The sequence below is a fragment of the Neisseria dumasiana genome (assembly GCF_022870885.1).
GTDB classification, from domain to species: Bacteria; Pseudomonadota; Gammaproteobacteria; order Burkholderiales; family Neisseriaceae; genus Neisseria; species Neisseria dumasiana.
Genome location: NZ_CP091509.1, coordinates 1,035,849 through 1,055,621, shown reverse-complemented (window position 1 = coordinate 1,055,621; position 19,773 = coordinate 1,035,849). Strand labels below are relative to the sequence as shown.

Here is a 19,773-nt window from a genome sequence, read left to right as displayed (position 1 = left end):
CGCTCAAAGATGCGCCAACAATTCCAGCGGCGTATCAATACGCGCATCATGCGGCCATTCTTCGGTTTTGTCTTCGGCAGCGATATAGCCCCAGTTTGCCAATACGGTTTTCATGCCGGCATTTCTGCCTGCCTGCATGTCGCGCTCGGCATCGCCTACATAGATACAGTTTTCGGGTTTTACGCCGATTTGTTCGCAGGCGTAAAACATCGGTTTGGTGCTGGGTTTGGCTTCGCCGCAGGTATCGCCGCTGACAACTACGGCAGGTGCGATGCTGAAGCCGAGTTTAGGCACGAGACGGTGGGTAAAGGTGTGCGGCTTGTTGGTGATGATGCCCCATTTGATGCCGCGTTTATCGAGTTCGGCAATCAATCGGTCGATACCGTCGAACAACACGGTTTCATGGTTGAAGCAGCGTTCGTATTCGGCCAGATATTCCTGCCGCCAGCAGGAATGTTCGGGATGGTCTTTGCCGATGCCTGCGCCCATCAAAATCAGGCCGCTTGCGCCGTGGCTGGCGACGGGGCGGATTTCTGCCATGCTTTTTTCAGGTAAATTGTGGCGGCGCAGCAAGGTGTTGAGTGCGCCGCCCAAATCGAGTGCGGTGTCGGCAAGGGTGCCGTCCAAGTCGAACAATACGGCTTCGGTCATGGGAGTCCTTAATGATGATGGGTAACGGTTTTCTATGCGTTGAGGCCGTCTGAAAAGAGGTTAAGCAGGTTTCAGACGGCCTCAATTCTAGCAGATTTAATGTGCATGATGATGGCCGTGCGTTTCATGATCGTCCGGATGAATCGAGCACAATACGCTGTCTTCGTGCGGATGCCGGCTGCTTTCGATTTGCACGGTGGTATGCTGGATATTTTGATGCGCCAGCGCATGTTCGATGCGGTAAACGATTTGCTCGGCTTCGGCAACGCTCAAACTGCCGTCCACAACCACATGGCACGATAAGGCATTGATGTTGCTGGTAATCATCCACACATGCAAATCATGCACCGACTGTACGCCTTCGGTTTGGCGGATGGTTTCAAGCAATAACCCGACATCGACATTATCGGGCGTGCCTTCCATTAAAATGTGCAGGGTTTTGCGGAACACCTGCCAACCGCTGCGGCCGACCAAAGCAGCCACCAAAACGCTGGCGAGCGGGTCGGCCCATTTCCAGCCGAACGCCATCATCAGCACGGCGGCGGCTATCGCGCCGAACGAACCGAACAAGTCGCTCAACACATGCAGATAAGCTCCGCGCATGTTGATATTGCCTTCGGTGTCGCTGCCGCGCAGCATATACCATGCGACAAACAGATTAACCAGCAGCCCGATGATACTGATCACCAGCATGCCGGTGGTGGCGATTTCCGGCGGCTGGCGGAAGCGTTCGACGGCTTCGTAAAATATCATCGCGGCAATCACTATCAGAGTGATGCCGTTAAACGCGGCCGTTAAAATTTCAAAGCGTTTATAGCCGAACGTTTTGTCGAAAGTGGTGGCTTTTTCACTCAGTTTGAACGCCAGCAAGGCGATGCCGAGCGAGAAAGCGTCGCTGAACATATGCCCTGCGTCCGACAACAACGCCAGCGAGTTGGTGAGCCAGCCGCCGACTGCTTCCACCACCATAAAAGACGTGATAACGGCAAACGACACCGCCAATACTTTTTTATTGGCGGTGTGGCTGTGGGCATGGTGATGGTCGTGCGGCATGGCAGGTATTCCTTGTCCCTTTTGAGCTTATTCAGAATATTTTCAATACAAAAACCGCTTCACAAAAAACTTTGAACAGGCTCTCAGGCCGTCTGAAAAGAATGTCAGCAGAAGAATGTTCAGACGGCCTCAGGTTTCAGTTTTGAAACAGCATCCGCACGCCAACCGGCGGGGCAAATGGTGCGGTGCCGTTTATTGGATTCGCGTTTAGGCGGTTTGTTCGCTCAAAATCGCCTGAATCAGCTCTACCGCACCGTCGTCCGCCAATTTCTTGGCAACGGCACGGCCGAGCGAATCGGCATAGGCCACGGGCGCTTGGGCTTCGGCCTGCAAAATCACCGAACCGTCGGGGTGGCCGACCAAACCGCGCAAGGTCAAGAGGCCGTTTTCTTCGGTGCAATAAGCCGCCAACGGCACTTGGCAACTGCCGTCTAACGCGCGGGCAAGCGCACGTTCGGCGGTTACGCAGGCATTGGTAACGGCGTGGTTCAGCGGGTTCAACACTTCCAGTAAATCATAGCGGTGGGCGGCAATTTCGATACCCAATGCGCCCTGCCCCGCGGCAGGCAGGCTGTCGAACGGCGACATAATCAGGCGGATGCGCTCGTCCAGCTCCAAACGCTGCAAACCGGCGGCGGCAAGGATAATGGCATCGTAATCGCCGTTATCCAGCTTGGCCAAACGGGTTTGCACATTGCCGCGCAACGGCTTAATGTTCAAATGCGGATAGCGGGCACGCAGCTGCGCTTCGCGGCGCAGGCTCGATGTGCCCACCACCGCCCCTTCGGGCAGCTCTTCCAAACGCGCATATTGGTTAGACACGAACGCATCAAACGGGTTGGCCCGCTCGCCGATTGCCGCCAACGTAAACCCTTCGGGCAGCACCATCGGCACATCTTTAATCGAATGCACCGCCAAATCAGCGCGGCCGTCTTGCAGGGCTTGCTCCAACTCTTTGATAAACAAACCCTTGCCGCCGATTTTCGAGAGCGTTTTGTCGAGAATCTGATCGCCGCGCGTAGTCATGCCCAAAATGCTCACATCGCATTCGGGATAAAGCTGTTTCAGACGGCCTTGAATATGCTCGGCCTGCCACATGGCCAGCGCACTTTCGCGGCTGGCGATTACAAGTTTTTTCGGAGTCATAAAAATATATTTGCGGTACGTCACACTAACCGCGCAAGTCTATCATGTTTTTCAGACGGCCTTATGCTATATTTCAGCCTGAACCACATTCCCGCAACGATTTATGAAACGCGCCAAAACATTCCCTTTTATCAAGCTGCAACAACAGCGTTTTACCCTGCATTTCGACAACCAAAGCAGCCTTTCCGGCCTGCCGTCCGAACAAGATTTCTACCGCTGGGCATGGCACGCGCTCAAAAACGAATACCGCCGCGCCGACATCAGCATCATATTGCTCGACGAAGAACCCGCCCGCGCCTACAACCGCGACTACCGAGACAAAGACTACGCCACCAACGTATTGAGTTTCGCCCTCAACGAAGGCGAAATCATGCCCGACCAACTTTCAGACGGCCTCTACGGCGATTTGATCATCTGCCCGCAAGTGGTGCTGAAAGAAGCCGCAGAACAAGACAAAACGCCCGCGCAGCACTTCGCCCACCTCACCATACACGGCACGCTGCACCTGATGGGTTACGACCACATCGAAGAGAACGAAGCCGAAATCATGGAACCTCTTGAAACCCGACTGCTCAATCAGTTAGGATACCCCAACCCATACGCTTAGGATGAACATAGACATGGACGACAGCCAGTCGAAACCCACTTTTTTTGAACGCCTTATCGCCCGCATTTCGGGCGATGCCCCCGATTCCGCCGAAGACGTGGTCGCCCTGCTGCGCCAAGCGCACGAGCAGGAAGTATTCGACAGCGAAACCCTGCTGCGGCTCGAAAAAATGCTCGACTTCGCCGAACTCGAAGTGCGCGATGCCATGATCACCCGCAGCCAGATGGACGTGATCAAAGCCGACGAAAGCATGGAGCGCATCATTCCCTACATCATCGAAACCGCCCGCTCGCGCTTTCCCGTTATCGGCGAAGACAAAGACAACGTGCTCGGCATCCTCCACGCCAAAGACCTGCTCAAATACGCACTCAACCCCGAGCAGTTCAACCTTCAAACCATCTTGCGCCCCGCCGTGTTTGTGCCCGAAGGCAAATCGCTCAATACCCTGCTTAAAGAATTTCGCGAGCAGCGCAACCACATGGCCATCGTGGTTGATGAATACGGCGGCATTTCCGGCTTGGTAACGTTTGAAGACATCATCGAACAGATTATCGGCGACATCGAAGACGAATTCGACGAAGACGAAAGCGCCGACAACATCTTTCCCGTTTCCGCCGAACGCTACCGCATCAACGCCATCACCGAAATAGAAGACATCAACGAATATTTCGGCACCGATTACAGCAACGAAGAAGTCGACACCATCGGCGGCTTGGTGATTCAGGAAATCGGCCACCTGCCCGTGCGCGGCGAAAAAGTGGTTATCGGCCCGCTGCAATTCACCGTTGCCCGCGCCGACAACCGCAGACTGCATACCTTGATGGCGATTCGGGTCAAAGAATAGAAGTAAGCAACCACCCGGCCGGCTTTGCTGATGGCAAGTGTAGAGTCAATCAACTTCTTGATTCATGCGCTTCATGAAGGCCGTCTGAAAAATAAAATGCCTGTCTGAAATTGTTCAGACAGGCATTTTATTTTTCAGACGGCCTTATTTCTTCAATTCCGCCAGAATCTCGTCCACAGTCGCTTTCGCATCGCCGAAGCACATCACGCTGTTTTCATTGAAGAACAGCGGGTTTTGTACGCCGGCATAGCCCGTATTCATCGAGCGTTTGAACACCACCACTTCTTTGGCTTTCCACACTTCCAATACCGGCATACCGGCAATCGGGCTGTTCGGGTCGGTTTGAGCGGCGGGGTTCACGGTGTCGTTCGCGCCGATCACCAGCACCACATCAGTTTCGGGGAAATCGTCGTTGATTTCATCCATTTCCAACACGATGTCGTAAGGCACTTTGGCTTCGGCCAGCAATACGTTCATGTGTCCGGGCAGACGGCCTGCTACGGGGTGGATACCGAAGCGCACTTCCACGCCTTGTTTGCGCAGTAAGTCGGTGATTTCGGCAACCGGGTATTGCGCTTGGGCAACGGCCATACCGTATCCGGGCGTGATGATCACTGAGTTTGCACCTTTGAGCATTTCGGCCACTTCGGCGGGTTTCACTTCGCGGTATTCGCCGATTTCTTCTCCGCCTGCTGCTGTGGAAGAACCGTCGGTGCCGAAGCCGCCGGCAATCACGGAAATGAACGAGCGGTTCATGGCTTTACACATGATGTAAGACAAAATCGCACCGCTTGAGCCGACCAACGCGCCGGTAACAATCAGCAAGTCGTTGGCAAGCATAAAGCCCGCTGCGGCAGCCGCCCAGCCCGAATACGAGTTGAGCATGGAAACCACCACCGGCATATCAGCACCGCCGATGGAAGCCACCAAATGCCAGCCGAACGCGAGTGCAATAGCGGTCATCAGAATCAGGGCGAACCAGCTGCCATCAGCCGATACGAACACCAGCATCAAGATAAACGACACCACCAAAGCAGCCAGATTCAGCTTGTGTTTGTGAGGCAGTTGCAAGGGCGCGCTGCTGAGTTTGCCGTTCAGTTTGCCGAACGCCACAATCGAACCGGTAAAGGTTACGGCACCGATGAAAATGCCGAGAAACACTTCCACCAAATGAATGGTGTGCATATCGGAAGATACATTACCCGGTTCGATAAAGCTGTTGAAGCCCACCAACACGGCAGCCAAACCCACGAAGCTGTGCAGCAAGGCAATCAATTCGGGCATTTCGGTCATTTCCACTTTTTGGGCTTTGTAAATACCAATGGCCGCACCGATGGCCATAGCGATGATGATCCAACCCAAGCCTGCGGTTTGTTCGCTGAACACGGTGGCAAATAAAGCAATCACCATACCGGCAATGCCGTAATAGCAGCCGTTTTTGGCGGTTTCCTGTTTCGACAGGCCGGCCAATGAAAAAATAAATAAGATTGCGGCGACGATATATGCCGCAGTAACTAATCCTTGTGACATTCTCGCCTCCTTAACCTTTACGGAACATATTCAACATGCGGCGGGTAACGTAGAAACCGCCGAAGATATTGATGCTGGCAATCAGCACGGCAATAAAGGCGAGAAACGACACCACGCCGTTGCCCTGCCCGATTTGCAGCAATGCGCCCACTACGATAATGCCGGAAATGGCATTGGTTACCGACATCAGCGGCGTGTGCAGCGAATGGCTCACGTTCCACACCACGTAATAGCCAATCACGCAGGCCAGCACGAACACGATAAAGTGGTTTAAGAACTCGGCCGGAGCAACGGCACCCATCCACAATACCAACACCGCACCGATCACCGCCGGAGCCAGTTTTTTCCATGTCGGAACGGGTTTCGGCTCGGGTTTCGACACAGGTGCGGCTTGCGCTTGCTGTTGCGGCGCGGCAGACACTTGAATCGCAGGCGGCGGGAAAGTGATTTCGCCGTCGCGTGTAACGGTCATGTTGCGGATAATCACATCTTCGAAATCAAGCGCAATTTCACCGTCTTTATTCGGGCTTAACAGCTTGCTCAGGTTCACGAGGTTGGTGGCGTAAAGCTGTGAAGACTGGCCGGCCAAACGGTTGGCCATATCGGTATAGCCGATGATTTTCACGCCGTTATCGCTAACGAACAGCTCGCCCGGTTTGGTCAATTCGCAGTTGCCGCCGGTAGCCGCAGCCAAATCGACAATCACCGAACCCGACTTCATGCTTTCCACCATTTCTTTGGTAATCAGCTTGGGCGCAGGTTTGCCCGGAATGGCCGCCGTCGTGATGATGATGTCCACTTGTCGGGCTTGCTCGGCAAACAGTTTCATTTCCGCCGCGATAAACTCTTCACTCATCACTTTGGCGTAACCGTCGCCGCTGCCGCCCGCTTCTTGCGGGAAATCGAGCTTGAGGAATTGGCCGCCCATTGATTCGATTTGTTCGGCCACTTCCAAACGGGTATCAAATGCTTTAACCACCGCGCCCAACGAGTTTGCCGTACCAATCGCCGCCAAACCGGCCACGCCCGCACCAATCACCAGCACTTGCGCCGGCGGCACTTTGCCCGCAGCGGTAATCTGGCCGGTAAAGAAACGGCCGAACGCATTCGCCGCTTCAATTACGGCACGATAGCCGCTGATGTTCGCCATAGACGACAGCGCATCCAATGCCTGCGCGCGCGAAATACGCGGCACCATATCCATCGCCAGCACGTTCACTTTTTGATCAGTGAGCTTTTGCACCAACTCGGGATTTTGTGCCGGCCATAAGAAGCTTACCAGCGTTTGCCCCGCGTTCAGACGGCCTGCTTCGCTTTCAGAAGGTGCGTTGACTTTATAAATCAACGGGCTAGACCAAACTTCCGCCGCATCGGCCACAACCGCACCTGCTGCTTCGTATGCCGCATCATCCAAACTCGCCGCCAAACCTGCGCCGCGCTCCACCACAACTTCGAAACCCAGTTTCTGCAACTGGGTTACGGTTGAAGGGGTACACGCCACACGGGTTTCACCGGGCAGAGATTCCTTCGGAATACCAATCCTCATCTCATTTTCCTCATAAACACGTTAGTCACATTAAAAATACGATTAAATATAAATTAGCAGCCACTTTATAACGAATTTCAAGCGCAAACACAATATCAAAATGTTAACAATTTACGGTGCTTCAAACACACAGGCCGTCTGAAAAAAACGCTATTCCGATACATATCAAACCGTTGCTGCCAGCGGGATAAAACAGGCTTATGTTAAAATAGACATTCTTGCCGCATCTGCGGTTTCTCTCTTATACCAAGGAACCACCATGAGAATGCTCCACACCATGCTGCGCGTCGGCAACCTCGACAAATCGTTAGCATTTTATCAAGACGTTTTAGGCATGAAACTCTTACGCAAAAAAGACTATCCCGACGGTAAATTCACTTTGGCCTTTGTGGGCTACGGCGAAGAATCCGACACCACCGTGCTTGAGCTTACCCACAACTGGGATACCGAAAGCTACGATTTGGGCAATGCCTACGGCCATATCGCCATTGAAGTTGAAGACGCTTACGCCGCTTGCGATGCGGTGCGTGCCAAAGGCGGCAAAGTAACCCGCGAGGCCGGCCCCATGAAGCACGGCACGACGGTGATTGCTTTTGTTGAAGATCCCGACGGCTACAAAATCGAGTTTATTCAAAAAGGCAGCGGTCAAGATACTGTGCAATACCGCGCATGATATCTGCCGCCAACGCATTTCACATAAACATAAAAAACCGCTCCCGATTTTCGGGAGCGGTTTTTTATATTTACAGTCAATCCACTTAATTTTAATACAGGGCAGCAAGCCGAAGCCGGCACAGGGAGTACGAAACCGATTCCATTACCGTTTCAGCGGCTTACACCATCGTTCTCTTTTAGCCAAGGCTCAGCAACGCCATAGTAAACGCCATAATAAAAGTTAAGTGGACTGACTATATGCACACACAAGCAATACTGAAATATATGTTTCCGACAGTCAAAATAATAACTGTTTGCGAACAGATTTGAATCTGTTTTCAGACGGCCTAACGAATGTTTACCGCTGCGCATTGTTCTGAGATTGCTTTCATTTAACGAACAGTCATGTCGGCAATTGCCGAATTGTTGTTTGCCGGGTTTCATTGTATTTTGACATCCAACTGCATTAGCGCATTGATGCAGAAATGAAATCAAACTAACTGGAGATACAGCCATGGAGAATAATCAAGCGAAAGCAACCCGATTCGGCAGTTTGAACGATTACGAAAAAGGTTCTATCCAACTGATCAGCGGAGAAGCAAGCAATTATGCTTTTTCCAATATTTTTGAAGTTGCCTCGCAATCCGCCCCCTACGAAAAAAGCGTAGTCGGCATGAATTTGAAATTCGTTATCGAATCATTGAAAGCAGAAGGTACGTCGCCTTGGTTTACCGCCTCGCACGATGAATTCGTGATTGTGATGGACGGCGAAATCCGCGTTGATTATATCAAGCTCGACCAGCCCTTGGTTGACGAAGCCGAAGAAGGCACCCGCTTGGCCGGCGATAACCCGCAAGGCAAAAAAATGGGACACGCCATTCTGAAGCAGGGTCATCAGGCCATCTTGCCCGCCGGCAGCGCCTACCGTTTCGAAGCCGCCAAACCCGGCGTGATCTTAATCCAAACCATCAAAGGCCCGCTATCGGTCGAAAAATGGCACAGCATCTGCATTCAATAAACCCACCCGGAAGGAGAAAAAACATGGATAAAAAATTTGAAGAATTTCTGGCTGCCGGCGTGCAGGCAGGCGAGCGCGACGAGCTGACCGGCTACCGCACATTCCGCTTGGGTCAATTCACTTTCGAGCGTGACGAATACTTTGCCAAAATCACTTGGAGCGTAAAAGGCGAAACCCATTCGCACCTGATGTCGGCAGATGCATTCCTGCGTGCTTTGATGCGCGATGTGGCTTGGGGCTTTTTCTACGGCTGGGTAAACTTTGACGACGTTATCGGCACCCGCAACCACTACGGCAGCGTAGACCTTTATGCAGGCACATTTAACGGCGTATTGAAAGAAGCCGGTGTGGATTACATCGAAAACTTCGAAACCCCGCTGATTATGGCCACTTTTAAAGCCATCCTGCACGACTGGGTTAACGAAAGCTTCGACCCGTTTGCCGCCCCCGAAGAAACAGGCAGCGCATTCGGACGCAAAGAAGGCAACAACGAAGCGGCCATCGACCGTTACCGTATTGCCACCAAGCGTATGCCCAGCCTGCCCGACGATTCTCCGTTGCGCGACGATCTGCCGGTAAACCGCCAATTCCAAGACGTGGTTCAAGACGAACCCGAAATCCATTGCGAACCCGGCTTTGAAGGCCAATTGGGCGGTTTCAACCTGTTCAAATACCTTTCCCGCTCGGATGTTACTTGGAACCCTTCGGTTACTTCGGTATGTAAAGAAAGCCTCTTCTGCCCGACCACCGAAGAATACATTCTGCCGATTTTCCACGGTAACGACCGCGTAGAGTGGTTTTTACAGCTTTCCGACGAAATCACTTGGGATATCGCCGATAAAAACGACGGCAAACCGATTGCCCGCCTGATTATGAAAGCAGGCGACATTGCAGCCATGCCTGCCAATATCCGCCACCAAGGTTATTCGACCAAACGTTCTATGTTGCTGGTTTGGGAAAACGCTACGCCCAACCTGCCGCAAAAATACGAATCAGGCGAATTGCCCCCTTATCCGGTTGCTTTTTAAGCCCGAATCCATCATAGAGAAAAAGGAAAAAGCCGGACGCGAGCGCACCGGCTTTTCCGGATAAGCACCGCACCACGCCCAGCTTTTAAAAAAGAGCGGCGCTATTCGGTGCAACCTGCCGGAAACGCATGTAAACACACCGGACACAAAACCACTCTTCATTTAAAACAAAGAAAGGCTTGTTAAATGAATACAGAATTATTTATCAACGGCAAATTCGTTCCCGCTCAAAAAGGCGGCACCATTGATGTGCTCAATCCTGCCAACGGCGAATTGATCACCAAAATCGCCGCCGCCGAAGCGGAAGATGTGGATATTGCCGTGGCCGCCGCCAAAAAAGCCTTCCCCGCATGGGCAGCCACACCTGCCGCCGAGCGCGGACGGTTGCTGTTGAAACTGGCCGACCTGATTGAAGAACATGCCGAAGAATTGGCGCAAATCGAATCGCTCGATACAGGCCATCCAATCCGCGATTCGCGCCGTTTGGACGTTCCCCGTACCGCAGCCTGCTTCCGATACTTCGGCGGCATGGCCGACAAAATCCAAGGCTCGGTTATTCCTGTCGAACAAGGCTTTTTGAACTACGTTGTGCGCGAGCCTGTGGGCGTAGTCGGCCAAATCGTACCTTGGAACTTCCCGCTGATGTTTACCTCATGGAAACTCGGCCCGGCCTTGGCTGCGGGCAACACCGTAGTGATGAAACCTTCTGAACTCACCCCGCTCTCCACATTGAAAATTGCCGAACTGATTCAGAAAGCAGGCTTCCCCGACGGCGTGGTCAATATTGTTGCAGGATACGGCAACACCGCCGGACAACGCATTGCCGACCATGAAGACATCGCCAAAGTGGCCTTTACCGGCTCCACCCAAACCGGCCAAAGCATCGTGCGTGCCTCTGCCGGCAACCTGAAACGCCTGCAACTGGAATTGGGCGGAAAAGGTGCCAACATCGTGTTTGAAGATGCCGACATCGATGCTGCCGTTAACGGCTCGGCATGGGCGATTTTCCACAACCAAGGCCAAGCCTGTATCGCCGGTTCCCGCTTGATGCTGCACGAATCCATCGCCGACGAGTTTTTGGAAAAATTCGTGAAATTGGCCGAATCCATCCGCTTGGGCGACCCGCTTAACCCCGAAACCGAAATGGGCCCGCTCACTTCCGAATCGCACCGCAACAAAGTGCTTTCCTATGCCGAAATCGCCACCAAACAGGGCGGGAAAATCCTAACCGGCGGCAAAGCACCCGAAGATGCCGCGTTGAAAAACGGCTACTACGTTTTGCCCACCGTGGTGGAAGCCAAACCTACCGACCGCGTGGCGCAAGAAGAAGTGTTCGGCCCGTTTGTTACCGTGCTGCGCTTCAAAAACGACGAAGAAGCTTTGGAAATCGCCAACGGCACCGAATACGGCTTAGGCAGCGGCTTGTGGACGAAAAACCTGCAACGCGCACATTTGTTTGCCCGCAAGATACGCGCAGGCATGTGCTGGATCAACAGCTACAAACGCGTTAATCCCGGCAGCCCCTTCGGCGGCGTAGGCAAATCGGGATACGGTCGCGAAATGGGCTTTGAAGCCATTCACGACTACACCGAAGCCAAATCGGTGTGGGTGAATGTGGATGCCCAAATTCCGCCGCACTTCGACAGACGCAAGTAAGCAGGCAAAGCGTTCGGGCGGCAAGTCTAATCCCTTTCAGGTAGCCGCCCGCCGCACTTGCCTCATATCCACACTGCCTCCAAGAGCAGGATCACACTTCACTTACCCGCCGCTTATGCCTGTCTGAACCGGCGCGACACAACTTAATCGATTAAGTGAAGCGATTTAGCTGCATATCATGAATACAAAGGAATTGTTATGAACCGTTTCCATTACCAAGCCTTGCCGCTGGATGTGTATTTCGGCAAAGGACGCATCAGCGAACTGCGCGGCATATTAGACCGCTACGGCTACCGTAATGTGCTGGTGATGACCACGCCCGACCAAAAAAGCGCCGGTGAAAAACTGGCCGGAACATTGGGCGAGATTGCCGCCGGTGTTTACCCCCATGCCGTGATGCACGTTCCGGTGGAAGTGGCTCAAAAAGCCTCGGCCTATGTGCGCGAAAACCAAATCGACTGCTGTATCGCGCTGGGCGGCGGTTCCACCATCGGCTTGGCCAAAGCCGTGGCTTTGGAGCTGGGCGTGCCCATAGTGGCCGTACCGACCACTTACGCAGGCAGCGAAATGACCACGGTTTACGGCCTGACCGACAACGGCCGCAAAACCACCGGCAAAGATATCCGCGTTTTGCCCAAAGCCGTGATTTACGACCCCGAGCTGACCTTTACCCTGCCTGCCGCCATATCTGCCGCATCGGGCATGAATGCGATGGCTCACGCGGTTGAAGCCCTTTATGCGGAAAACAAAAACCCGATTATCAGCATGATGGCCGAAGAATCGGTGCGTTCTCTGAAAAACGCGCTTCCTAAAATCGTTCAAAACCCTCAAGACGAAACGGCGCGCGAACAGGCGTTTTACGGCGCATGGCTGGCGGGCATCTGTTTGGGTTCGGTCGGCATGGCGGTACACCACAAAATCTGCCATACCTTAGGCGGCACGTTCAATCTGCCCCACGCCCAAGCCCATGCCATCATGCTGCCTTATTCGGTGCATTACAACCGCTCAGCCGACGATGAAGCAATGGCTCGTCTGGCTTCGGCTTTGGATATCGCCGACCCGCAAGCATGCGGCTCCGAGCTTTACCGCCTCAACCAGTCTTTAGGCATTCCGATGGCCTTGAAAGACATCGGCTTTCCCGAACACGGAGCCGAAGAAGTTGCCCGTATCGTGTGCGACAGCCCCTATTACAACCCGCGCCCGTATGTTTACGACGAGCTGCTCGACTTATTGAAAAAAGCCCATGAAGGCCGGCCGCCCGCCTGAATACTGTTTTCAGACGGCCTCCATCCTGCCCGAGGCCGCTTTCGGCGGCTTGGGCATCCCTTCGGCCTACTAATAAAATAAACAAAACAATAAGCTACCAAGGAGGAACGCATGAATCTGACCGAACAGGTTATCCGCAGTTTTCAAAACATCGAAAACGAGCGGCACCGTTTTCTCATTACCACTTTCATCAAAAAACTGCACGAATATGTGCGCGAAACCGAACCGAGCGAACAGGAATGGGAGCAGGCCATCCGCTTCTTAACCGACACCGGCAAGCTCTGCCACGAGCAGCGTCAGGAATACATTTTGCTGTCGGACGTATTGGGCGTGTCGATGCTGATCGATCAGATTCTGCACGAAAAAAACGAAGTGCAAACGCCTTCCACCGTGTTCGGCCCGTTCTTTATCGACAATATGCCGATAAGGCCGTTCGGCAGCAGCATCATTTCCGATGATGCGGCGGCTCCGCCTTTATTGGTGCGCGGCAAAATCACCGACATCGAAGGCAATCCGGTTGCGGGCGCGCGCATCGATGTTTGGCAAACCGCCGAAAACGGCATGTATTCCGGTCAAGACCCGCACCAAAGCACCGACAACCTCCGCGGCGTGTTTCTCAGCCAAGAAGACGGCAGCTATGCCTTCCAAACCATTTTGCCGGTAAGTTACCCGATTCCCGACGACGGCACGGTGGGCAAGCTGATGGCTTATGCCAAGCGCAGCGTTTGGCGGCCGGCGCACATCCATTTCAAAATCGAGGCCGACGGTTTTCAAGGCTTGGTTACCCACCTGTTTCTCGAAGGCGACGAATATCTGCAAAACGATGCCGTGTTCGGCGTGAAAGACCGCCTGATTGTACGTTACAGCGAAGAAAAAGCCGACGACACCAGCCGCGAACGCTACGGCCTGAACACAGATTACCGGCTGATTGAATACGATTTCATCCTAACGGGAGACGAGAGCCGTGAGCGATAAAACCTTTCTCTGCCGCCAGACCGAGCTGGACGAAAACGGCGGGGTGTTCAAAGTACCCCACCCCGTTGAACAGAACATCACCATCGTGCTGATCAGGAAAGACGGGCGCTGCTTTGCCTACCGCAACGTGTGCCCGCATTTTTCCATCCAGCTCGACAATGCCCAAGGCCGTTTTTTCACTTACCAAAACCGCTACATCATGTGCGCGCACCATTCGGCCATGTTCGATATCGAAACCGGCCTGTGCGTGGACGGCCCCTGTAAAAACCATTCTCTGATACAGGAAAGCGTATCGGAAGACGAGCAAGCCGTTTATCTTTCCCACGGCCAAACCTAAAACTCACCGTTAACTATTTGAATTTTTATCTTTATTTACAGTCATACCATTTTAGGTCATATCCGGGGCAAACCCTGTTATGACGCACACGCTATAACTGAATCAACACGTTTTCCATACCCGAAGTTAACCCGTTTCAAGCATCAAACAAACGCACTCAACCGCACAACACCACAAAACATCATAAACAATAAACAACTAAAAAATAACTTTTTCAGACGGCCTGTTTTTCACAGAGGAGAAACAACATGAACATCAAACCCATCATTTTGGCCTTATCCGTGCCGGCCATGCTGTGCACATCTGCGGCCACGGCCAAACCTGCCGCCCAACAGCCGCCCAACGTGCTGGTTATCGTGGCAGACGATTTGGGCTTTTCCGACACCGAACCTTTCGGCGGCGAAATTTCCACGCCCAACATCAACCGTCTCGCCAAAGAAGGCGCGGTATTAAACAATTTCTACACCGGCCCCACCTGTTCGGTAACCCGCTCGATGCTGCTCACCGGCAACGACCACCATCAGGCGGGTTTCGGCACGATGGCCGAATACCTCCAGCCCGAGCAAAAAGGCAAACCCGGTTATGAAGGCCGTCTGAACGGCAGAGTGATGACGGTTGCCGAAATTCTGAAAAACCACGGCTATGCTTCGTTTGTTACCGGAAAATGGCATTTGGGCGCAACCGACGACAGCCACCCCAAAGCCCGCGGCTTCGACCGTTCGTTTACCCTGATGCCGGGCGGGGCGGCGCATATGGATGCCAGCCAGATGTTCCCCGGCAATTACAAAGCCCGTTATTTTGAAGACGGCAAAGAAACCGTACTGCCCGCCGACTTTAAATTCTCAAGCGATTTCTTTACCGACAGGATGATTTCCTACCTGAAAAACGACCGCAAACCCGGCCAGCCGTTCTTCGGTTATCTCGCGTTTACCGCACCGCATTGGCCGTTGCAGGCACCCGATGCGTTTTTGGAAAAATACCGCAACCATTACCGCGAAGGATACGATGCGGTACGCAAACAGCGTCTTGCACGCATGATTGAAAAAGGCGTGATGCCGGCCGGAACGCAGATCAACAATCCGCTGGAAGGCGTGTTTTCGTCTTGGAACCGCCTCACCGAGGCGCAGCGTCAGGAACAAACCAAAGCCATGCAGATTTACGCGGCGATGGTAGATAACCTCGACCACAACATCGGCCGCGTTGTTGATTATCTCAACACCACGGGAGAACTCGACAACACTCTGATTCTGTTTATGTCGGACAACGGCGCCGAATCGGCCACGCCCGAATCGCTCGGCACCACCGAAGACAAAAACGGCATCAGGGAATGGGTGGACAGCACTTTCGACAACAGCATGGCCAACATGGGCAAAAAAGGTTCGTATGTTACATTGGGGCCGCAATGGGCGCAGGTTGCCTCCACACCGCTGCCTTATTTCAAGAGCATTTTGTCTGACGGCGGCATCCATGTACCGGCCGTTATCCGCTATCCCGGCAAGATCAAGGCCGGGCAGATTCAAAGCGAAACCCTGCACGTTATCGACTTCGTGCCCACGGTGTTGGAGCTGACCGGAGCCAAACGCCCCGCCTCGTATCAAGGCAACAAGCTGCTGGCCATGGAAGGCCGCTCGTTCCTGCCCGTGTTCGCCGGCAAGAAGCTGCCCGAACGCTCTTTGGGCTGGGAGTTCAACAACCGCAAAGCACTCTACCGCGGCGATTGGGCGGCACTGCACCAAACCCCGCCTTACGGCACCGGCAAATGGGCGTTGTACAACCGTAAAACCGACCCGTCGTTCCGCACCGATCTCTCCGCACGCCATCCGCAAAAAACGCGCGAGCTGGCGGGCGAATGGAACCGCTATGCCCGCCGCGTAGGCGTGGTGGAAGCACCCGTGCGCTACAAATACGGCCAAATGAACTGCTTCTACACCGAATGTATCCAACCCGATTTCCTGAAAAAATCAGGCGGTTAACCCGATACGCTGTCAGGCCGTCTGAAAACACCGCCTAAAGTGTGCCGTCACGCTTTTCAAGCCTTTTGCCCGGCGGCAGCCAAAACACACGGCTGCCGCTTTCAGGCAGGCATTTGCTTTTCAGACGGCCTCAACCGCTGCTTTTTGCCGCGATACGAATAAGGAGCCGCCATGCCGTACACTCTGCACACCCGTTTCATCCTTTGCCTTGCTGCCGCCCTAACCGCAGCCTGTTCGCCCGACACCCCCAAAACCGCACAGAATGCGCCTGCTTCGGATAAAGCTGCTGCCGTAAATACCGCCGCTGATAAAGCCGGTTTGGGCAACGCCGATGCCTGTCTGAATTATTCCGGCCTGCCCGAAAAATGGCAGCAAGACCCCTATGCCGGTATGGTCAAAATCAAAGGCGGCAGTTTCGACATCGGCAGCGAAGACCATTATCCCGAAGAATTTGCACTCAAAAACCGCCGCAGAACCGTCGGTGATTTCTGGATAGACCGCACCGAAGTAACCAACGCCCAATTCCAAAGTTTTGTGGAGGCCACCGGCTACGTTACCGAAGCCGAACAGCAGGGCGAAGCCGCAGTGTTCATCCAACCCACCCAGGCCGTGGCCGAGCTGGGCTGGTGGAAGCTGGTAAAAGGTGCCAGCTGGAAACAGCCGTGGGGGCCTGACGCACAACGCAGCATCCGCCCCAACGAACCCGTGCGCATGATCACGCTGAAAGATGCCCAAACCTACGCCGCATGGGTCGGGCGCGAGCTGCCCACCGAAGAGCAATGGGAATACGCCGCCAAAGGCTTCAGTAAAGAACGCGACATCAGCGCCGACCGCGAGCGTATCGACGCCAACACTTGGCACGGCGAATTTCCCTACCAAAACCTCGGTAAAGACGGCCATGCCGATGCCGCTCCCGTCGGCTGCTACCCTGCCAACGGCTTCGGCCTGTTCGACACCATCGGCAACGTATGGGAATACACGCGCACGCCTTTTTCGGGCAACCACGACGACCATATGGGCATCGGCCAGCTTCATTCCGGCCACATGCAGCATTCGTTCAACAGCTACACCATCAAAGGCGGCTCGTTTTTATGCGCCGAAAACTACTGCATGCGCTACCGTGCCGCCGCCCGCCATCCGCAGGAAAAAGACTTAGCCATCAGCCATGTCGGCTTCCGTACGGTCAAAACCGTCCGTTAACCGCCAAAGGCCGTCTGAAATTAAAGAGTTTGAAATAAAGATACGGCAAATAAACTTATTTTGGATACAGGGCAGCAAGCCGCAGACACTATAGTGGCTCAACTTAAAAATAGTACGTTCGTCATACTCGGGCTTGACCCGAGTATCTCCTAAAGTTAGCGGAACTCAAGATACTCGGGTCAAGCCCGAGTATGACGGAAATGCTACTAAAATTAAGTGTTTTAACTATAGCAAGGCGCAGCAACACCGTAGCAGAAATAAAGTTTATTTGCCTTATGCGCCCCGTCGCAACACACCTCAACAGCGCAGGAGAGAAACCATGATTGCCAATTTCTTAAGCAAAATAATGCCGCGTTACCTGCCCGATTCGTTTTTACTCGCCATCATACTGACCGCTTTGATTGTGGTAGCGGGCGTTACCGCAGGCGGCCACAGCCTTTTTGACATGGCCGACTACTGGGGCAAAGGTTTTTCCAAGCTTTTCACTTTCGGCATGCAGATGGTGCTGGTGCTGCTTTTGGGATACATATTGGCATTAACGCCGGCGGTAAACCGTTTTTTAGACAAGCTCACCGATGCAGCCAAAACGCCCCGGCAGGCACTGATGCTCACCGGTACGGTATCGTTTGCCGCATGTTATCTGAACTGGGGCTTCGGCTTGGTAGTCGGCGCGATGGTAGCCAAAGAGATGGGCAGAAAAGTGCAGGGGCTGCATTTTCCGTTGGTGGTGGCGGCGGCATACAGCGCAGAAATCATACGCGGCCCCTCTTCGGCCATTCCGCTGGTGGTGGCGACACCCAAACACTTTTTACACGAAACACTCGGCGTGATACCGGTGTCGCAAACCCTGTATTCTTCATGGAATCTGCTTATTTCCGCCGGCATTTTGGTTTTGCTGCTGTTGATGTATGCTTTCGTGTCGCCGCCCAAACAGCCTGTTTCGGTAACGCAGGCGCACCAAGAAACACCCGAAAAAACCCAAGCGGCGCAACACGCCGGCCCACTCTTCTTTTCGGAAAAACTGGAGCAGCGCTATCTGTTTAATCTGCTGCTGGCCGTGCTGCCTTTGCTGTTTGCAGGCAAGCATTTCGCCGAAAAAGGTTTCGACGTTAATCTGAATATTGTGATCATGCTGTTTTTGGCGGCATCATTGCTGCTCCACCGCTCGCCTGCCGCTTTTCTTGATGCGGCGAAAACCGCCATATCTTCCACTCAGGGCATTATCGTCCAATTTCCACTCTATGCCGGCATTGCGGGCATGATGACCGATTCGGGTTTGGTCAACCTGATGGCGCAATGGTTCGTATCGGTATCCGATGCCGCCAACTTTCCGGTGATGACCTTCTTATCGGCAGGTTTGGTCAACATTTTTATTCCTTCCGGCGGCGGCCAATGGGCGATACAGGGGCCGGTAGTTGTGGAAGCGGCCAAAGCATTGGGAGCCGATTTGCCCCAAACCATTATGGCGTTTGCGTGGGGCGATGCTTGGACCAACCAGATCCAACCTTTTTGGGCTTTGCCGCTGCTGGACGTAGCCGGCCTGTCGGCACGCGACATCATGGGCTATTGCGTGATGTGGCTGGTGTTGTCGGGGCTGTGGATTATGGGCGTATTCGCCGTTATGTCCTTTATTTTGTGAAGCTGGGCAAAGTCTGAAACCATAAAATATCCGCCTGCCCGATTCGTTCGGATAGGCGGATATTTTTAGCCGGCAAAACAATCTTTCTAAATTTAAAGATATTTTCTCATCAATTCGCACTCTACCGCCACTTCGCGGTTTAGCGGCAAAACCGCTTCGCCCAGCGATTCGTATCCGTTGAGCTTGTAAAACGCCACCGAGTTCAACGAGGCATACAGTTTGATAAAACTCAAACCCGCATCCACGGCCAACTCTTCGGCCCGCTGCAACAACGCCGTACCTAAGCCGTGATTGTGCACGAAAGGGTGGACGTATAAGGCATCCAATTGGGCTTCTTTAAAATCAAACTGGAAAAACCCCTGAATATGGCCGCGGTATTCAACCACCCACAAGGCTTTGTTGGGATCGGCGATGGTATCGAGGTATCCCGCAGGACTGATCAGCTTGCTCCACACAGCCAATATCCGATCGTTATAGCTGCGGGTGCAGGTGTATTGCACGGAATAGCGGTGGGCATTGTAGATGTGTTCGCAATCTTGGGGCGTTGCTGGGCGGAGTACGGTAATCAGGCTCATCGTCGTCTCTTGGTTTTCAGACGGCCTGTATGCGGATAGAGACCGTCTGAAAAAAGAAAGAAAAAAGGGAAAATT

Annotated in this window: 18 protein-coding genes; 12 read left to right on the top strand and 6 right to left on the bottom strand. The window is 53.5% G+C overall.

The features are described from left to right. Positions 1-3: 3 nt before the first annotated feature. From LVJ88_RS04770 to hemC, 3 genes are all read right to left on the bottom strand, one after another. The gene (locus tag LVJ88_RS04770; RefSeq protein ID WP_085417779.1) at positions 4-651 is read right to left on the bottom strand and encodes an HAD family hydrolase; all 648 of its coding nucleotides are present in this window, start codon (positions 649-651) and stop codon (positions 4-6) included. Positions 652-747: 96 nt separating this feature from the next. After that, positions 748-1,704, bottom strand: a complete 957-nt coding sequence (locus LVJ88_RS04765; protein ID WP_085417778.1) for a cation diffusion facilitator family transporter — start codon at positions 1,702-1,704, stop codon at positions 748-750. Positions 1,705-1,911: 207 nt separating this feature from the next. Beyond that, on the bottom strand, positions 1,912-2,850 hold the full coding sequence (gene hemC / locus LVJ88_RS04760; protein WP_085417783.1) for a hydroxymethylbilane synthase: 939 nt from the start codon (positions 2,848-2,850) through the stop codon (positions 1,912-1,914). Between the two features lie 103 nt (positions 2,851-2,953). Between hemC and ybeY the strand changes: the two genes are divergently transcribed. Together ybeY and LVJ88_RS04750 are read left to right on the top strand one after the other, a co-directional pair. Further along, positions 2,954-3,457, top strand: coding sequence for an rRNA maturation RNase YbeY (gene ybeY / locus LVJ88_RS04755; RefSeq protein ID WP_085417777.1), 504 nt, complete (start codon positions 2,954-2,956; stop codon positions 3,455-3,457). A 13-nt stretch (positions 3,458-3,470) separates the two neighbouring features. Further along, entirely contained in the window at positions 3,471-4,301 is an 831-nt protein-coding gene (locus tag LVJ88_RS04750; protein ID WP_085355523.1) for a CorC family transporter, read from the top strand. 144 nt (positions 4,302-4,445) lie between these two features. Here LVJ88_RS04750 and pntB read toward each other — a convergent pair whose 3' ends face one another. Then, entirely contained in the window at positions 4,446-5,831 is a 1,386-nt protein-coding gene (gene pntB / locus LVJ88_RS04745; protein WP_085417776.1) for a Re/Si-specific NAD(P)(+) transhydrogenase subunit beta, read from the bottom strand. 10 nt (positions 5,832-5,841) lie between these two features. Next, positions 5,842-7,377, bottom strand: a complete 1,536-nt coding sequence (locus LVJ88_RS04740) for a Re/Si-specific NAD(P)(+) transhydrogenase subunit alpha (RefSeq protein ID WP_085417775.1) — start codon at positions 7,375-7,377, stop codon at positions 5,842-5,844. A gap of 259 nt (positions 7,378-7,636) precedes the next feature. Here LVJ88_RS04740 and gloA point away from each other — a divergent pair, with 259 nt between their 5' ends. The 10 genes from gloA to LVJ88_RS04690 all read left to right on the top strand — a co-directional run bounded on the left by gloA (position 7,637) and on the right by LVJ88_RS04690 (position 19,123). Then, a complete protein-coding gene (gene gloA, locus LVJ88_RS04735; RefSeq protein ID WP_085417774.1) occupies positions 7,637-8,050 on the top strand; it encodes a lactoylglutathione lyase in 414 nt (137 codons plus the stop codon). Positions 8,051-8,545: 495 nt separating this feature from the next. Then, positions 8,546-9,049, top strand: coding sequence for a cupin domain-containing protein (locus LVJ88_RS04730; protein ID WP_054598613.1), 504 nt, complete (start codon positions 8,546-8,548; stop codon positions 9,047-9,049). Between the two features lie 23 nt (positions 9,050-9,072). After that, entirely contained in the window at positions 9,073-10,077 is a 1,005-nt protein-coding gene (locus LVJ88_RS04725) for a hypothetical protein (RefSeq protein ID WP_054598612.1), read from the top strand. 186 nt (positions 10,078-10,263) lie between these two features. Then, positions 10,264-11,733 (top strand): aldehyde dehydrogenase family protein, encoded by a 1,470-nt coding sequence (locus tag LVJ88_RS04720; RefSeq protein ID WP_085417773.1) that lies wholly within the window; start codon positions 10,264-10,266, stop codon positions 11,731-11,733. A gap of 198 nt (positions 11,734-11,931) precedes the next feature. After that, positions 11,932-12,999, top strand: a complete 1,068-nt coding sequence (locus LVJ88_RS04715) for a maleylacetate reductase (protein ID WP_085417772.1) — start codon at positions 11,932-11,934, stop codon at positions 12,997-12,999. A 111-nt stretch (positions 13,000-13,110) separates the two neighbouring features. Continuing rightward, positions 13,111-13,974 carry a dioxygenase family protein gene (locus LVJ88_RS04710; RefSeq protein ID WP_085356893.1) on the top strand — a complete coding sequence of 288 codons (864 nt, stop codon included), beginning with the start codon at positions 13,111-13,113 and terminating at the stop codon, positions 13,972-13,974. Next, positions 13,964-14,311: a Rieske (2Fe-2S) protein gene (locus tag LVJ88_RS04705; RefSeq protein WP_054598608.1), complete on the top strand. Its 348-nt coding sequence runs from the start codon at positions 13,964-13,966 to the stop codon at positions 14,309-14,311. Before LVJ88_RS04710 ends, LVJ88_RS04705 begins: the two co-directional genes overlap by 11 nt. 248 nt (positions 14,312-14,559) lie before the next feature. Next, entirely contained in the window at positions 14,560-16,284 is a 1,725-nt protein-coding gene (locus LVJ88_RS04700) for an arylsulfatase (protein WP_085417771.1), read from the top strand. A 171-nt stretch (positions 16,285-16,455) separates the two neighbouring features. Further along, a complete protein-coding gene (locus tag LVJ88_RS04695; protein ID WP_085356890.1) occupies positions 16,456-17,484 on the top strand; it encodes a formylglycine-generating enzyme family protein in 1,029 nt (342 codons plus the stop codon). 319 nt (positions 17,485-17,803) lie between these two features. Beyond that, positions 17,804-19,123 (top strand): short-chain fatty acid transporter, encoded by a 1,320-nt coding sequence (locus LVJ88_RS04690; protein ID WP_085417770.1) that lies wholly within the window; start codon positions 17,804-17,806, stop codon positions 19,121-19,123. A 92-nt stretch (positions 19,124-19,215) separates the two neighbouring features. Here the strand turns inward: LVJ88_RS04690 and LVJ88_RS04685 are convergent, their stop codons facing one another. Continuing rightward, on the bottom strand, positions 19,216-19,698 hold the full coding sequence (locus LVJ88_RS04685) for a GNAT family N-acetyltransferase (protein WP_054598604.1): 483 nt from the start codon (positions 19,696-19,698) through the stop codon (positions 19,216-19,218). Positions 19,699-19,773: the final 75 nt, after the last annotated feature.

Coding starts and splice junctions, on each gene's coding strand:
- LVJ88_RS04770 (WP_085417779.1), bottom strand. CDS start 651: ATGACCGAAGCCGTATTGTTCGACTTGGACGGCACCCTTGCCGACACC.
- LVJ88_RS04765 (WP_085417778.1), bottom strand. CDS start 1,704: ATGCCGCACGACCATCACCATGCCCACAGCCACACCGCCAATAAAAAA.
- hemC (WP_085417783.1), bottom strand. CDS start 2,850: ATGACTCCGAAAAAACTTGTAATCGCCAGCCGCGAAAGTGCGCTGGCC.
- ybeY (WP_085417777.1), top strand. CDS start 2,954: ATGAAACGCGCCAAAACATTCCCTTTTATCAAGCTGCAACAACAGCGT.
- LVJ88_RS04750 (WP_085355523.1), top strand. CDS start 3,471: ATGGACGACAGCCAGTCGAAACCCACTTTTTTTGAACGCCTTATCGCC.
- pntB (WP_085417776.1), bottom strand. CDS start 5,831: ATGTCACAAGGATTAGTTACTGCGGCATATATCGTCGCCGCAATCTTA.
- LVJ88_RS04740 (WP_085417775.1), bottom strand. CDS start 7,377: ATGAGGATTGGTATTCCGAAGGAATCTCTGCCCGGTGAAACCCGTGTG.
- gloA (WP_085417774.1), top strand. CDS start 7,637: ATGAGAATGCTCCACACCATGCTGCGCGTCGGCAACCTCGACAAATCG.
- LVJ88_RS04730 (WP_054598613.1), top strand. CDS start 8,546: ATGGAGAATAATCAAGCGAAAGCAACCCGATTCGGCAGTTTGAACGAT.
- LVJ88_RS04725 (WP_054598612.1), top strand. CDS start 9,073: ATGGATAAAAAATTTGAAGAATTTCTGGCTGCCGGCGTGCAGGCAGGC.
- LVJ88_RS04720 (WP_085417773.1), top strand. CDS start 10,264: ATGAATACAGAATTATTTATCAACGGCAAATTCGTTCCCGCTCAAAAA.
- LVJ88_RS04715 (WP_085417772.1), top strand. CDS start 11,932: ATGAACCGTTTCCATTACCAAGCCTTGCCGCTGGATGTGTATTTCGGC.
- LVJ88_RS04710 (WP_085356893.1), top strand. CDS start 13,111: ATGAATCTGACCGAACAGGTTATCCGCAGTTTTCAAAACATCGAAAAC.
- LVJ88_RS04700 (WP_085417771.1), top strand. CDS start 14,560: ATGAACATCAAACCCATCATTTTGGCCTTATCCGTGCCGGCCATGCTG.
- LVJ88_RS04695 (WP_085356890.1), top strand. CDS start 16,456: ATGCCGTACACTCTGCACACCCGTTTCATCCTTTGCCTTGCTGCCGCC.
- LVJ88_RS04690 (WP_085417770.1), top strand. CDS start 17,804: ATGATTGCCAATTTCTTAAGCAAAATAATGCCGCGTTACCTGCCCGAT.
- LVJ88_RS04685 (WP_054598604.1), bottom strand. CDS start 19,698: ATGAGCCTGATTACCGTACTCCGCCCAGCAACGCCCCAAGATTGCGAA.